This is a genomic window from Streptomyces sp. NPDC031497, assembly GCF_055580905.1.
The window spans coordinates 104,608-119,495 of record NZ_JBVIKO010000014.1 but is presented as its reverse complement, the minus strand read 5'-3'; the positions used below and the strand labels follow the sequence as shown (position 1 = coordinate 119,495).

The window sequence follows — 14,888 nt, the reverse complement described above, 5'->3', positions numbered from 1 at the left end:
TGCGTTCGCTCAGTCGGCCTGTGTGGCGGTGAGCGGGGGCAGGTCCGGGTGCTCACGCAGGGTCCCCCGGTATTCGGTGCGGTTCCGGGCAGTCCGGTGTGACGGTCAGTCATGGGGCCCTGCTCCGCTGGACGGTTCGCGTGACGGCTGGTGATCGGTGGAGGGCGAGCGACCGGTCGGCGCCGCCGCGGACGCCGATGCGGACCGGGAGACGGGCGGGGCGGGCGGTACTGGTGGCGTGACCGGCACGGCCGACACGACCGGCACGGGCGACACGGGCGACACGGCCGACACGGGCGGCGCAGGTGACACGGCCGACACGGCCGACACGGCCGACGCAGCTGACGCGGTCGGCTGGGCCGACCCGGGCAGGGCTGGTGTCGAGGGTGCCCTGCGCGACAGCCACAGCGCCACGCCGAGTGCGGCCAGCACTGCGGTGGCCGCGCCCATGCCCAGCCCCGAGCGCACCCCCGCGTGCTGGGAGGTCCAGCCGATGACGGGGGCGCCGACCGGGCTGCCGCCCATGGAGATCACCGTGTAGACCGCCATCACCCGGCCCCGCATGGCGTCGCTCACCTCCGACTGGACGAAGGCGCTCACCGCCGTGTTCAACGTCATCAACGTGAAGCCGGCGGGCAGCAGCAGGGCGAGGAAGGCGGGGTACGTGGGCATGACCGCCGCCAGTGCCTCGAAACCGCCGAACAGCAGGGCGCCGACGACGACCGTCCGTACCCGGGGCGAGACCCCGCGCGTGGCGGCGACCGTCCCGGCGACGGTGCCGACGGCCAGCGCGGTGTTCATGAGGCCGAGTCCCCGGGATCCGACGTCGAAGACGCGCCCGGCGAACAGGGTCAGCGTGGTGGGGAAGTTGACCGCGAAGGTGGCGACCAGACCGAAGATGGTGAACACGCCCACGAGTTCGGGCCGGGCCGCCACATAGCGCAGCCCCTCCGCGCCCGCCCCCGTCCACGGCGGCCGGGAGCCGGCGCGCCTCTCCCGCTCCCGTGGCCGGATCGACAGCAGACCCGCGAGGACGACGGTGAAGGACACGGCGTTGAGGGCGAAGACCCACCCGGTTCCGATCGCCCCGATCAGCACACCGGCGATCGCCGGACCGATCAGGCGGGCGGCGTTCAGGGACAGGATGTTCAGGCCCGCCGCCTTCGGGATCAGGGCCCGGCCGACCAGTTCGGTGACGAAGGACAGGCGTGCGGGGTTCTCCACCGTGAACACGCTGCCGAGCGCGAAGGACAGGACGTACAGCAGCCACAGCGCGGCATGGCCGGAGAACACGATGACCGTCAGGAGCAGGGCCTGGACCGCGTACAGCGTCTGGGTCCACAGCAGCAGGGTCCGGCGGTCGTACCGGTCGGCGACGACCCCGCCCCACAGGCCGAACAGCAGCACGGGCGCGAACTGGAGCCCGGCGACCCAGCCGAGCGCGGTTCCGCTGTGGGTGAGCGTCAGGACGAACCAGTCCAGCGCGACACCCTGCATGGCGCTGCCGATGTTGGACACCAGGCCCGTGCTCCAGTAGATCCGGTAGTCACGGACCCGTAGCGCGGCGAACACCCCTGTCGGAGCGATGCTGTTGACGGCCATGCCTCTCTTTCCGATTCCGACGGTTTGCGGCGGGGCGGTCGGGGGGCGCGCGACGAACGCGCCGGTGAAAGGGGCCGCGCGGCGTGTTCACGCGCTTCGAGGAGAAGGAGCCGAGCTGCACTGAGCTGAGCTGAGCTGAAGTGAGCCGAGGAGAGCGGGTGGTCAGCGACAGGTCTGGTCGAACTGGTCGGCGCGACGGCCCGCCCAGCACGAGTCGAGCAGCACGGTGCGTGCCTGACCTGCGGTCTCCATGGCCGGATCAAAGCACAGGGCACAAGGTGCGTCCACCATGCGTCCCGCAACGTGAGACGTCGCGTCTCCTCGAACAGGGTGTCCGGTTGCGGCATTGACGTACGACAAAACCGATCCGTACGATCGCCAACGGCATTGAGTGTCAGCGTCAAGCCCTGGCTCGCTGACCGGCAACCCTCCCACGCGGTGGGGTGCTCCAGGTGAAAGCCCGGCGGGATCACCGATGACTCCCGCAAGCGCGTGGCCCCGTCACCGGGGCCGGAGACGAGGAGGGACCGGCATGCGACACAGCGATCACCCGGCTGCCTCCCCCGCCGACGCCACGGCGTACTCCCGGCTCTCACGTCGGCGCCACATCGACCTGAAGCGCTCGACCAGCTGCCTCTGTCGGCTCTGACCGGCACGCCTGCCGTCGGCTGACCTCCGTCACCGGCCACGGCCCCTTCGCGCCGCCCTTCCCCTCGCCACCGGTCCCCGGTGTCGTCCGCCTGCCCTCCGTTCGTCCTCCGTCTGCACAGCGCTTCCCCCGGCCGGCACCGATCCGGCCGGGGCCGCACGCCCCTGCACGGCCGTGCCTCGCGCCCCGAAGCCCGGCACCCCGTGCCGGGTGACACGAGTAGGAGAAAGCCCTCCGTGACTGCACTCCCGGATTTCAGACCTTCCCGATGGGCGCCCCTGGCCGCGCTCCTGACCACCAGCGTCCTGCTGACCGCGTGCGGTTCGGGCGACCACGGCTCCGGCGGCGGAAGCGGCCCGGCGAAGTCCGGCGGCACCCTGACCTTCGCGGTGGGATCCGACGCCGGCTGCGTGGATCCGCAGCAGGTCGCGAGCAACGACACCATCTACTCGGTGCGCCAGATCGTGGACTCCCTGACCGACCAGGACCCGAAGACCGGCAAGATCGTGCCGTGGCTCGCCAAGAGCTGGGACATCAGCCCCGACGCGACGACGTTCACGTTCCATCTCCGGTCGGGGGTCACCTTCAGCGACGGGTCGAAGCTGACCGCGCAGGTGGTCAAGGACAACTTCGACGCGGTACCGGACCTCGGTGCGCTGGGCACCCTCGCCGAGGGCTATCTGAGCGGCGTCAAGAGCACCACCGTGGTGGACCCGCTCACCGTCAAAGTGGCCTTCAAGCAGCCCAACGCCCAGTTCCTGCAGGCGACTTCGACCCACTCGCTGGGCATCGAGTCGTCGGCGAGCGTCAAGAAGACCCCGCAGCAGAAGTGCAGTGACGGCGTGGTCGGCTCCGGGCCGTTCGTGCTGAAGCAGTACGTGCAGAACCAGTCGGTCACCCTGGACAGGCGGGCCGGGTACGACTGGGGTTCCTCGCTGTGGTCGAAGAAGGGCGAGGCCCACCTGGACAAGCTGGTGTTCAAGGTCGTGCCCGAGGCAGGGGTGCGGGCCGGCAGTCTCCAGTCCGGGCAGGTGGACGTGATCAGCAGCGTCGGCAAGGCCAACGAGGCGGCGCTCAAGGGCGGCCAGGTCGCCCTCCGGAGCCGGGCCAACCCCGGTGTGGTGTTCGGTCTGGGGCTCAACAACTCGCGGCCCCTGCTGAAGGACACGAAGGTCCGTCAGGCGATCTCGGCCGCCGTCGACCGCAAGCAGATCGCCGACACCGTCTTCCCGACCGGCACTCAGCCCGCGACCAGCATCCTGGCGCACACCACGCCCGACTACACGGACCTCTCCTCGGACCTGGTCTTCGACGCGGCCAAGGCCAAGTCCCTGCTGGACGAGGCGGGTTGGAAGGCCGGTAGCGACGGCATCCGCACCAAGGACGGCAAGAAGCTGACCCTGACCATCAGCTGGTTCCCCAACTCCGCCACCAATCAGCCCGCGCTGGAGCTGGTCCAGCAGCAGCTCAAGGCCGTCGGGATCGACGTGGTGCTCAAGCAGCTTCCGGTCACCCAGTTCGCCACCACGCTCCAGTCCGGTGACTTCGACGTGGTGTGGGCGAACACGACCCGCGCGGACCCGGACATCCTGCGCAGCTCCTTCTCCACCCAGCTGGCCAACTTCTACCACCTGCCCGCCAGTTCGCTGGACACGGCACTGTCCGCACAGGCCGCGACCACGGACACCGCGAAGCGCGGGCAGCTGGTCGCTCAGGCCCAGCAGCTGATCGTGCGGAACGCGTACGACGTGCCGGTGGTGGAGCTCCAGACCCAGCTGGGCGTCTCGGACAAGGTGCACGACCTGACCTTCGACTCCGGCAGCCGCGTCCAGCTGCACGACACCTGGGTCGGGTAGCGGATGCGCCGCTATGTGATCAAACGGCTGGCGCAGGCGGTCGGGGTGCTGTGGGCGGCCTACACGGTGTCGTTCCTGGTGCTGGACTTCCTGCCCGGTGACCCGGTCTCCGCGATGGCCGGGGCCGGGATGGACTCGGGTCAGACGGATCCGGCCCAACTCGCCGAGCTGCGGCACGAGTACGGCTTCGACAAGCCGGTGCTGGTGCAGTACGCGGAGTATCTGGGCCGGGCGGTGCGCGGGGACTTCGGCGACGCGGTCTCCACCGGCCGCCCGGTGACCTCCACCCTGGCCGACGCGCTGCCTCAGACGCTCCAGCTGACCGGTGCCGCGCTGCTGCTGGCGGTGGTGCTCGGCGGCGGCCTCGCGGTGGTGGCCACGTACACCTCGCAGCGGTGGCTGCGGCAGCTGCTGCTCTCGCTGCCCCCGCTGGGGGTGTCGGTCCCGACGTTCTGGGTGGGTCTGCTGCTGGTCGAGCTGTTCTCGTTCCGGCTGCACTGGTTCCCGGCGTTCGGCAACGACGGGCTGCGCGGCCTGGTGCTGCCGGCCCTGACGCTGGCGATCCCGACCGGTGCGCAGGTCGCCCAGGTACTGGCCAAGAGCCTGCTGACCGCGTTGGACCAGGCCTATGTGGAGACGGCGCGGGCCAAGGGCGCCGGCCGGTGGCGGGTGCATCTGCGGCACGCGCTGCGCAACGCCTCGCTGCCGGCGCTGACGGTCGTGGGTCTGCTGGTCGGGCAGCTGATCGCCGGTTCGGTGGTGGTCGAGACGGTGTTCTCCCGCGATGGTCTGGGCCGGGTGACCGCTGCGGCGGTCACCACCCAGGACATCCCGCTGGTCCAGGGGGTGGTGGTGTTCGGTGCGCTGATCTTCGTGGCGACGAACCTGCTCGTCGACCTCGTCTATCCGCTGCTGGACCCGCGGATCGTGGTGGCCTCGGACAGAAAGGCGAGCTTCGCATGAGTCAGAGCCTTGTCGACGACCAGGCCGAGGCCGCCCTCGGCCTCGCCCGGCCGGTCGAGACGGGACCTCCGGCGGAACCCGGGCGGCCCGCCGACATCCGCCGGGTGCTCCGGTTCCTGCTGCGCCGCCCCGGTCTGCTGGTGTCCGCCGTGGTCCTCGTGCTGGTGGTGCTGGCCGCCTTCTGGCCCGATCTGTTCACCTCGCAGGACCCGCTGAAGGGGGTGCCGTCCCAGAACTTCCGCGGCCCGAGCGGAAGTCACTGGTTCGGCACGGACGAACTGGGCCGCGACGTCTTCTCCCGCGTGGTCCACGGTGCCCAGCTCTCCCTCAAGGCCACGCTGATCGCGGTCCTGGTCGCGTTCGTGGTCGGCGGCCTGCTCGGCGTGGTCGCCGGGTTCGTGGGCCGCTGGGTGGACGACGTGCTGATGCGCTTCGTCGACGTCCTCCTCTCCATCCCCGCGCTGTTCCTGTCGCTGGCCCTGGTCACCGCGCTCGGATACGGGACGGTGAAGGTGGCGGTCGCGGTCGGCATCGCCAGCGTCGCCTCCTTCGCCCGGGTGGCGCGGGCCGAGGTGCTGCGGGTGCGGCAGGCGGTGTTCGTCGAGGCGTCCCGTTCCTGCGGGACCCGCTGGTACGCGGTCCTCGGCCGGCACGTCCTGCCCAACGCCGCAGGCCCGGTGATCGTCCTGGCCACGCTGGACTTCGGCTCCTCGATCCTGGCCGTGTCGGCGCTGAGTTTCCTCGGCTACGGCGCGCCGCCGCCCGCCCCGGAGTGGGGGACGTTGATCTCCGACGGCCGCAACTACCTGGCCAACGCCTGGTGGCTGACCGCACTGCCCGGTCTGGCGATCGCCGCGACCGTGCTGGCCACCAACCGCATCGCCAGGGCGCTGGACGGCGAATGGACGCGGCAGCGATGACCGACGACGCACACGAGAACGGTGACGCACGCGAGAACGGTGAGAACGTGACCACACCACTCCTGGAGATCCGCGGCCTGTCCGTGTCGTACCGCACCCGGGGCGGCACGGTCTCGGCCGTACGGGGCGTGGACCTGGACGTCTGGCCCGGGCAGGTGACCGCCGTGGTCGGCGAGTCCGGCTCCGGCAAGAGCACCACCGCACACGCCGTCACCCGGCTGCTTGCGGCGAACGGCACCATCGACGCGGGTACGGTCCGCTTCGGCCGGCACGACCTGGCCACGCTGTCGGAGGCGGAGCTGCGTACCGTGCGGGGCGCGCAGATCGGGCTGGTCCCGCAGGATCCGACGGTCTCGCTCAACCCGGTCGAGCGGATCGGTGACCAGGTCGCCGAGGTGCTGCGCATCCACGGCCTGGCGACCCGCCGGGCGGCGGCGGCCGAGGCGATCGCCGTCCTTGACCGGGCCGGGCTGCCCGACGCGGCCGTCCGGGCCCGGCAGTACCCGCACGAGCTGTCCGGCGGCATGCGGCAGCGGGCCCTGATCGCCGTCGCCATCGCCGCGAAGCCCCGGCTGATCATCGCCGACGAGCCGACCAGCGCGCTCGACGTCACCGTGCAGCGGGTCATCCTCGACCATCTCCAGCACCTCACCGAGGAGTCGGGCACCGCGATCCTGCTCGTCACCCACGACCTCGGGGTGGCCGCCGACCGGGCCCAGCGGCTGGTGGTCATGGAGCAGGGCAAGGTGGTCGAGGCGGGCGAGACCCGTGCCGTCCTGGCCGACCCGCGGCACGCGTACACCCGGCGGCTGCTGGCCGCCGCCCCGAGCCTGACCACGGCCCGCCCCCGTACCCCGGTCTCCACCGCCCCGGCCGACACGGCGGCTCCCCTGGTCGAGGCACGCAACCTGGTCAAGGAGTTCAGGCTGCCGCGGGCCGGCGGCGAGGCCCGGACCCTGCGCGCGGTCGACGACGTCAGCCTCACCCTGCGGCGCGGCCAGACCCTCGCCCTGGTCGGGGAGTCGGGATCGGGCAAGTCCACCACCGCCCGGCTGGTGCTGCGCCTGGCCGAGGCGACCTCCGGGCAGGTGCTGTTCGACGGCACCGACGTCACCACCGCCAAGGGCGCCGAGGTCAGACAGCTGCGCCGGCGCGCCCAGCTCGTCTACCAGAACCCTTATGCCTCGCTCGACCCGCGCTTCTCCATCGGCGAGGTGATCACCGAGCCGCTGCGGGCGTTCAAGGTCGGTGACCGCACCTCCCGGCTCGACCGCGCCCGCGAACTCCTCGACCGGGTCGCGCTGCCCGCCGCGACGCTGGAGCGGCGCCCGGCGGAGCTGTCGGGCGGACAGCGCCAGCGGGTGGCCATCGCGCGTGCCCTCGCCCTCTCCCCCGACCTGGTGGTGTGCGACGAACCCGTCTCCGCGCTCGACGTGTCGGTGCAGGCCCAGGTCCTTGACCTGCTGGCCGAGTTGCAGGCGGACACCGGCGTGGCGTACCTGTTCATCTCCCACGACCTGGCCGTCGTACGGCAGATCGCGCACCAGGTCGCCGTCATGCGGGCCGGACGGGTCGTCGAGACGGGCCCGCCGGAGGACCTGTTCTCCGAGCCCCGCGACGCGTACACCCGCGAGCTGCTGGCGGCGATCCCGGGCGGGCGCGCCCCCTCCCCCGCCGCCGAGACGACCACGAGCTGAGGACCGGCGACCCATGAGCACTCCGATCATCACCTCACTGGCCTTCCTGACCCCCGGCAACTTCGCGGACGACGACCCCTACCCGGGTCTGGAGGAGACCCTCCAGCTGTTCGAGTACGGCGAGCGGCTCGGCTACGACGGCGCCTGGATCCGGCAGCGCCACCTCGAACACGGCGTCGGCTCGGCGGCCGTGTTCCTCGCCGCGGCCGGGCAGCGGACCGAACGGATCGAACTCGGCACCGCGGTCATCCCGATCGGCTACGAGAACCCCTTCCGGCTCGCCGAGGACCTGGCGCTGGCCGACGTGCTGTCCCGGGGCCGGCTCCAGATCGGTTTCAGCACCGGCATGCCGCACGCAGACCTCCTCGGCGACCTGGTGTACGACGGCGACTGGCGCGGCTTCGACCTGTCGTACGGCAGGATCGCCCGGGTCCTGGAGAACCTGCGCGGCGACTACCTCGGCGGCCCGGACACGGTCATCCACTCACCGGGCAACGTCCAGCGGCCCCGTCTGCAACCGCACAACCCCGGCCTGGCGCGGCGCATCTGGTACGGCGGCGGAAGCCTGCGCTCGGTGCGCTGGGCCGCCGAGCAGGGCCTGGGTCTGCTGTCCGGCAACATCGTCACCGGCGAGGACACCGACGACTTCACCACGGCCCAGCTGAACCTGCTCTCCGCATACCGGCGCACGCTGCCGGCGGACCGGGTGCCGCGGGTGGCCCTGGGCCGGGTGGTCGTGCCCCTCGACAGCGCCGACGCGGCCACCCGGGCCCGCTACCGGGCGTACGCGGCGACCCGCCACGAGCGGACCCTCGCACCGCAGGGCCCGAAGCGCATCCTGTTCGCCCCGGACGTGGTGGGGACCTCGGAGCAGATCCTGGAGCGGCTGACCGCCGACCCGGTGCTCGCCGAAGTGTCCGAGCTGCGCCTGGAGTTGCCGTACGAGTTCCACCGGGAGGAGTACGAGCAGATCCTGCACGACGTACGGCACCTGGTCGCGCCCGAGCTGGGCTGGCGGCCCGTCGTGCCGACGGTTCAGGAGGCGGTCCGTTGACTGCCGTCCGGGAGCCGGCCGTACGGCTGGAGGTGCGCACGCGCGAGCCGTTCGCCGACGGGCACCGGTTCGCCGAGGGCGGGGCGTACGAGGTGGTCACCGCGACCGCGCACTACGCCGTCGACCCCAAGGCCCCTGCGCACCGCGCCGTGCCCGACCTCGGTCTCGCACCGTGTGACGGCACCGGCCTGGTGCGCTTCAGCGGTGACGTGGAGATCCTGCGGCCGGTCGGCGGGGGGCGCCGCCGCCTGTTCTTCGACTGGGGCAACCGCGGCAACAAGCGGGCCGTGCAGTACTTCTGCGACGCCCCGCACACCAACCGGCCGCGGACGCTCGCCGACGCCGGGAACGGCTATCTGCTGCGCCGCGGGTACACGGTCCTCTTCGGCGCCTGGCAGGGCGACCTGCTGCCGGGCGACGGACGGCTGCTGCTGGACCTGCCGGTGGCGAAGGACGACGGCCGGCCCGTACGCGGGCTGACGACGGCCGAGTTCATCGTGGAGGAGCACACCGGGTCGCTGCCGCTGTCGCGTTGGTCCAGCACCAGGTCGTCCCCGGTGAGCGAGCGGGGTGTGCACACCGCACGGCTCACCCGGCGGCGCTACGCGCACAGCCCGCCGGAGGAACTCCCCGCGGGAACCTGGCGGTTCGCCCGGGTGCAGGGCGGTGGCAACGACCTGAAGGGACGGTCCACGGCCCTGGTCCCCAGCCGCCACGACCTCCACGTCGACGGCGGATTCCGGCCCGGCTGGATCTACGAACTCACCTACGAGGCCGAGGATCCGCTCGTCCTGGGACTGGGCCTGGTGGCGGTCCGGGATCTCGTGAGCCACCTGCGCCACGATCCCGCCCGGCCCGCCGGCCCCGTCGAGTACGCCTACGGATGGGGGCGTTCGCAGACCGGCCGGGCCATCCGCGACTTCATCCACCAAGGCTTCAACGAGGACCTCGAAGGCAGGCGCGTCTTCGACGGGCTGCTCCCGCATGTCTCCGGCGCCGGCCGGCTGGGCGTCGCACGCTTCACCAACCTGACCGTTCCGGGCGGTCAGCAGTACGAGGACCACCTCAGTGCGGCCGACGCCTTCCCGTTCGCCTACGCCGAGACGACGGACCATCTCACCGGCGCACGTGACGCGATCATGAAGCGGGCGAGCGACCCCAAGGTGCTGCACACGCAGACCTCGACGGAGTACTGGCAGCGCCGGGGCTCGCTGGTGCACACCACGACGGACGGCCGGGACCTGGGGTTCCCGCCCAACGCACGGGGCTACCTGTGGTCCTCCAGCCAGCACGTGGCCGATCCGGCGATGGGCGCCCCCACGCAGGGGATCTGCAACCACCCCGAGAACGTGGTCGCCACCTCCGCCCTCTTCCGGGCCGTTCTGGAGGCGCTGGACGCCTGGGTGAGCGAGGGAGTCGAACCGCCGCCGAGCGCGGTGCCGACGGTCGCCGACGGCACGCTGGTGACGGCGGCCGAGTGGTCACGCCGGTTCCCGGCCGTACCGGGCGCGTTGCGCCCACAGGGACCCAACGAGCTGTACGCGGTGGACCGTTCGGCCGTGCCGCCGGTCGCCGACCGCACGCGCGGCTACGCCGTGCTGGTCCCGGCCGTCGACGCCGACGGCAACGAGACGGCGGGCGTCCGCGCGCCCATGGTGGCCGTCCCGCTCGCCACCTACACCGGCTGGAACACCCGCGCTCCCGGGCAGGGCCATGGCGCGCTGCACGAGTTCAGCGGCTCCACGTTCCCCTTCGCCGCGACGGAGGACGAGCGTCTGGTCACCGGCGACCCCCGCCCGAGCGTCCAGAAACGCCACCAGGACGCAGCCGGGTACGCCGCCGCGATCAGGGCCGCCGCCTCGGACCTCGTGGCGCGCCGGTTCCTGCTGGCCGAGGACGTCGACCGCGCGGTGGCGACGGCGGCCGACTGGTCGTCCCCGCGCCACCGGTTCGAACTGCCGTGAGCAACGCCCTGGACAGGCTTGAGGCGCGGCAGCGGCTGGTGCACGAGACCGTGCTGGAACCGGCCGGCACCGAGCCGCAGCACATCGAAGGCATCCGTGCCAAGCTCAAACGCCTGGCAACCCGCCGCATCCGCACCGAACCCGAGTCCGAACCCGGTCGGTTCAGCTTCGTCCCGCCGACATCGGCCACCTCCAAAGCAGCATCAAAACGACTCAGACCGACATCGGACGAAGGCCCACAGAACACCTGCGATGGACAGTCTTGCTGGCCCACGTCACGGGGCTCATCATGATGTGATCCAAGTACTGTGGCTGTGCGAGGAGTTGAAGAGATGTGGTTCTCTCGCGCCGAGCCGGACAACGGTCCCGGTGACGCCCCCGTCGAGCTCGTGTCTGCCGTACAGGCGCTCCGCGCGCAGATCACCGAAGCGGCCGCATCCGACCCCGACTCGGACATTCACTTCCGCGTGGGCCCGATCGAGTTGGAATTCGCTGTTTCGCTGACCCGCGACCGGACCGCCAAGGGCGGGATCAGGGCGTGGGTCGTCACGGCCGACGCGGAGCGCAGGCGATCCAGGGCGCACACCCATCGCGTGACGCTCAACCTCACCCCCGTGTCGGCCACCACCGGCGAGAGCCCCGAGATCCGCAACACCGCGCCCGGCCACCGCATCGTCCGATGACCGCTGCCGTCCGCCATCCCAGCCGCTCCCACCTGGTCGCCCTCACCACGAAAGACGACCGGGTGCGTGGCAGTGGGTACCTCCTCAACAGCCGCGTGGTCGTGACAGCGGGCCACGTGGTCGAGGACGTCCCGGCTGAGGATCTTCGTGTCTGTCGGCTGCACACCCTGCGGGTGACGACGGCCGAGGTTCTGCGGATCGAGAAGGACATCGCGGTACTCCTCACGGCCGAGGACCTGGCCGTACCGGGTGAGCTGGGTCCCGTGGCGTTGCGCGAGCTGGCACCCGACTCGCGCTTCGACGACTGCTCGGCCCTGGGGCTGCCGGCGGTGATGACGCGGTTGGCCGCAGGCGTTGCCCCGCTCGAGGCCGCGTTCCGGGTGGCACCCAACAGCGCGGACAACCATGGCTACCTCTCCCTCGAACTTGACGGGCACCCGCCGACGGGCCCGGAGCCGTGGAGCGGTATGTCGGGTGCACCGGTGTTCCACGCGGGCCGGTGGCTGATCGGAGTCGTCGTGCGCGACTCGACGGGCTGGAACCACTCCCGGCTCGAGGCGAGCCCTATCAGTGCCGTATTCGAAGGGTCGCCGCTCGCGGACGCGTTGTTCCGCGTCCGGCCCTCACCGCCGGTCACCGAGTCGGACGCCCGGGACGCCGCGTTCCTGGACACGTACCGCAGGGAGGCGATCCGCCGCTACGGGCACATCGAGCTGTTCGGGCTCGGTATGCAAGGCCACCTCGCGGACGACATCAGCATCGACCACGCGTACGTGAGTCTCCGTGCGGGTGTTCCCTTGCTCCGCCTGTCGTCGACGGCCGAGCAGTCCAGACCCGTCGAGCCTCTGATCGCGAAGAACACACGGCTCCTGCTGCGAGGCAGCCCAGGGGCCGGGAAGTCCACCTTGCTCGAGTGGCTTGCCGTCTCCATGGCGCGCGGCTCGTGCAAGGGCGCACTCGAGCCGTTCAACGACCGGGTTCCCTTCCTGCTGCGCCTGCGCGACATGTACGCGCCGAGATGGAAACGGATCGAGGGACTGGAGGGAGTTCCGCCGCGGCCTGGGAAGTTCCTCGAATTCAGCGGGTTGGCGACCGACTCCGCTCCGCCGGACGGGTGGGTTCGCCGGATGCTCGAACAGGAGAGGGTGCTCCTGCTCGTCGATGGCCTCGACGAGGTGCTGGAGTGCCACCGGGACGGAGTGCTGCGCTGGATCAGCGAACTCCTGCGAGAGTTCCCCGCCCTGCATGTCATCGTCACCGGGCGCCCGGAGGCGCTGCAGCATTGGTCCCCGCCTGCCAGGCTCGGCTTCGTCGAGCTCAAGCTCCTTGAACTCGACGCCGACCAACGGGCAGAGCTCATCCACAAGTGGCACCAGGCGGCGATCCTCGGAGTGCACTCGTCACGGCTCGGCGAAGAGGAGCGCGAGCGGCGGATCGCCCGTCTCTCCGCCTACGAAATCTCTCTGACCCGCCACATCAACGCGTCGTCGGACCTCTCCGCGCTCGCCGCGACCCCGCTGCTCTGCGCGGTGCTGTGCAAGCTCCACGAGGTTCACGGCACCCGGCTCCCGCGCTTCCGGCAGGAGCTGTACGCGCGGACCGTCGACATGATGCTCGGCCTGCGCGACGCGGACCGTGAGGTGCCCGAGCCACTGCCCGGCCTGGACATCGATCAACGCAGAGCGGTTCTCTCCTGGATCGCCGGTTACCTGACAGCGGAGGGCGAACGAGAGATCACCCTGACGCGCTTCGACGAGAAGGTGCAGAGCCGACTGCCCAGTCTGGGACGGGAGCCCGGCGCCCATACCCCCAGCGAGATCCGCAAGGCCCTGCACGAACGGAGCGGACTTCTGGTCGCCCCGGCCGAGGACACCCTGCGCTTCAGTCATCGCACATTCCAGGACTACCTCGCGGCCACGGACCTGGTCGCCCAGCGCTCCTTCGGGCAACTCGCCAGCCACGCCGGGGACGAGATGTGGGACGACGTCCTGCGCTTCGCCATGAGCCAGTGCAATCTTGCCGACACCCGTGAGTTCGTCGCCCAGATGCGGCGCAAGGCACGGCGGGTGACCAACCGGAGGCAGCGTGCGCGTATGCGCATGGCCGCGGCAGCGTGCATTCCCTACGCGGTGCAGATGGAGGAGGAGGACCGGGCTGCGCTGATCTCGGGGGTCGCCAAGACGTTCCGGGCCGCGACGAAGGAAGAGAGCAAGTCTTTCACCGCGGGCCCGGAGAAGGCCCCTGCTCAGCCCAGCGGGTCGGAGGACGACAGTCTGCCGCATGACACTGACCAGTACGCCTCGGTCGGGCCCGACCTGCTCTCGGCTCTGCAGCGTGACTTCGACTGGCAGGACATGGACCTCTGTCGCAGCGCCGCCCAGTTGGCCGGCAGGCTGGGAGGCTCCGAAGCTCTCGCCTTCCTTTCCCAGATGCCGTTCGAGCAGCGGAAGAACCTCGCCTCTGTACTCGTCGGCATATGGGAGAACTGCCCGGGTCAGGAATACGCCGATGCCGTACTCGCCGGCTTGGACGTCTCCCGGCTGTGGGCCGACTCGGCCGAGCAACTCGACCAAGCGCATGTCCTGGGCTCGGTCGACGGCCTGACGGTGCGCAGGGCCATGCCTCTCGCCGAGGTCGTTTCCTTCGCCAACAGGCACCGGACCAGTCTTCTGAACTGGACCCCCACCGGCCTCAAGGACACCGAATCCTTCGACCTCCTTCGCGAGGCAGAGGGGCTGACCAGCCTGCTTCTTGGAATCGCGCCGGCTACCAGTGACCCGTTGTTCATCGCCTCCATGATCCTCATGCCCAATCGGCAGTACGGAGAGTTCCGGTTCACCCTTCCCGCGCTGCCTGGGGTGAGGGATCTGGCGCTCACATCCATGCCCCTCGACTGGTCGGCGCATGTCGCCGGCTGGACGAGCCTGGCCCAGCTCTGGCTCAACGGCTCCGCGGTGGAAGGGATCGATTCGCTCCGCGACCTGCCGGCCCTCACGCAGTTGTCCGTCTCGTGCACGGCACGCGAATTCACCGTGCCCTCTTGCCTCGGCCACGGCGGGGTGAACCACCTCGGCCTCATGATCCACGGCAGTTACGGAGAGTTGAGGCGCGAAGAGGTCGACCTGACGGGTCTGCCGACCGCGTTCCCGGCCCTGCGCCGCCTTACCCTCGGCTTCTCGGGTCTCGACTGGGAAGCCGATCTGACGGGGCTCGAGCGCATGCCCGACCTGCGGATACAGCTCCTCGGCGTGCCACGAAACCACCCTGGTATCCGCGGCACCGAAAACTTCGCCAGGGAACGGATCAAATGGGGCTGAGGCGCCGCCCCCAATGCAGCGAGAGCGGGGTGCGCGACGCGGTCTCTTCCGCGTCCTCGGGGACGCCCGCATGGGGCTGGCGGGCTCAACCCTTCGCCCCCGGGCCGACGCCGTCGTCCACCGGCTGCGAGGCCCACATGCACTGTCGTGGCCACCGTGGATCCAGACGAAGACCGGGCGGCG

Annotated in this window: 11 protein-coding genes and 1 riboswitch; of the genes, 10 read left to right on the top strand and 1 reads right to left on the bottom strand. The window is 70.9% G+C overall.

The annotated features are described in order from the left end of the window. Nucleotides 1-105: 105 nt before the first annotated feature. On the bottom strand, nucleotides 106-1,602 hold the full coding sequence (locus ACZ5K7_RS27295; protein WP_468917114.1) for an MFS transporter: 1,497 nt from the start codon (nucleotides 1,600-1,602) through the stop codon (nucleotides 106-108). 383 nt (nucleotides 1,603-1,985) lie between these two features. Beyond that, nucleotides 1,986-2,099: riboswitch (SAM riboswitch) on the top strand. On the opposite strand from ACZ5K7_RS27295, the gene ACZ5K7_RS27290 reads away from it, so the two are divergent. The 10 genes from ACZ5K7_RS27290 (at nucleotide 2,078) to ACZ5K7_RS27245 (ending at nucleotide 14,705) form a co-directional block, all read left to right on the top strand. Beyond that, a complete protein-coding gene (locus ACZ5K7_RS27290; RefSeq protein ID WP_450971956.1) occupies nucleotides 2,078-2,251 on the top strand; it encodes a putative leader peptide in 174 nt (57 codons plus the stop codon). It overlaps the preceding riboswitch by 22 nt. A gap of 236 nt (nucleotides 2,252-2,487) precedes the next feature. After that, entirely contained in the window at nucleotides 2,488-4,107 is a 1,620-nt protein-coding gene (locus ACZ5K7_RS27285; protein ID WP_468917111.1) for an ABC transporter substrate-binding protein, read from the top strand. Nucleotides 4,108-4,110: 3 nt separating this feature from the next. Continuing rightward, entirely contained in the window at nucleotides 4,111-5,070 is a 960-nt protein-coding gene (locus ACZ5K7_RS27280; RefSeq protein WP_351696511.1) for an ABC transporter permease, read from the top strand. Then, on the top strand, nucleotides 5,067-5,990 hold the full coding sequence (locus ACZ5K7_RS27275) for an ABC transporter permease (protein WP_468917109.1): 924 nt from the start codon (nucleotides 5,067-5,069) through the stop codon (nucleotides 5,988-5,990). Before ACZ5K7_RS27280 ends, ACZ5K7_RS27275 begins: the two co-directional genes overlap by 4 nt. Beyond that, the gene (locus tag ACZ5K7_RS27270) at nucleotides 5,987-7,687 is read left to right on the top strand and encodes a dipeptide ABC transporter ATP-binding protein (protein ID WP_468917107.1); all 1,701 of its coding nucleotides are present in this window, start codon (nucleotides 5,987-5,989) and stop codon (nucleotides 7,685-7,687) included. The genes ACZ5K7_RS27275 and ACZ5K7_RS27270 overlap by 4 nt, the downstream gene beginning before the upstream one ends. Before the next feature lie 13 nt (nucleotides 7,688-7,700). After that, nucleotides 7,701-8,741 (top strand): LLM class flavin-dependent oxidoreductase, encoded by a 1,041-nt coding sequence (locus ACZ5K7_RS27265; protein ID WP_468917104.1) that lies wholly within the window; start codon nucleotides 7,701-7,703, stop codon nucleotides 8,739-8,741. Continuing rightward, nucleotides 8,738-10,705 carry an alpha/beta hydrolase domain-containing protein gene (locus ACZ5K7_RS27260; protein WP_468917102.1) on the top strand — a complete coding sequence of 656 codons (1,968 nt, stop codon included), beginning with the start codon at nucleotides 8,738-8,740 and terminating at the stop codon, nucleotides 10,703-10,705. The genes ACZ5K7_RS27265 and ACZ5K7_RS27260 overlap by 4 nt, the downstream gene beginning before the upstream one ends. After that, a complete protein-coding gene (locus ACZ5K7_RS27255; protein WP_468917100.1) occupies nucleotides 10,702-10,998 on the top strand; it encodes a hypothetical protein in 297 nt (98 codons plus the stop codon). Before ACZ5K7_RS27260 ends, ACZ5K7_RS27255 begins: the two co-directional genes overlap by 4 nt. Nucleotides 10,999-11,037: 39 nt before the next feature. Continuing rightward, nucleotides 11,038-11,388: a trypco2 family protein gene (locus ACZ5K7_RS27250; protein ID WP_468917098.1), complete on the top strand. Its 351-nt coding sequence runs from the start codon at nucleotides 11,038-11,040 to the stop codon at nucleotides 11,386-11,388. Next, nucleotides 11,385-14,705, top strand: coding sequence for an NACHT domain-containing protein (locus tag ACZ5K7_RS27245; RefSeq protein WP_468917095.1), 3,321 nt, complete (start codon nucleotides 11,385-11,387; stop codon nucleotides 14,703-14,705). Before ACZ5K7_RS27250 ends, ACZ5K7_RS27245 begins: the two co-directional genes overlap by 4 nt. Nucleotides 14,706-14,888: the final 183 nt, after the last annotated feature.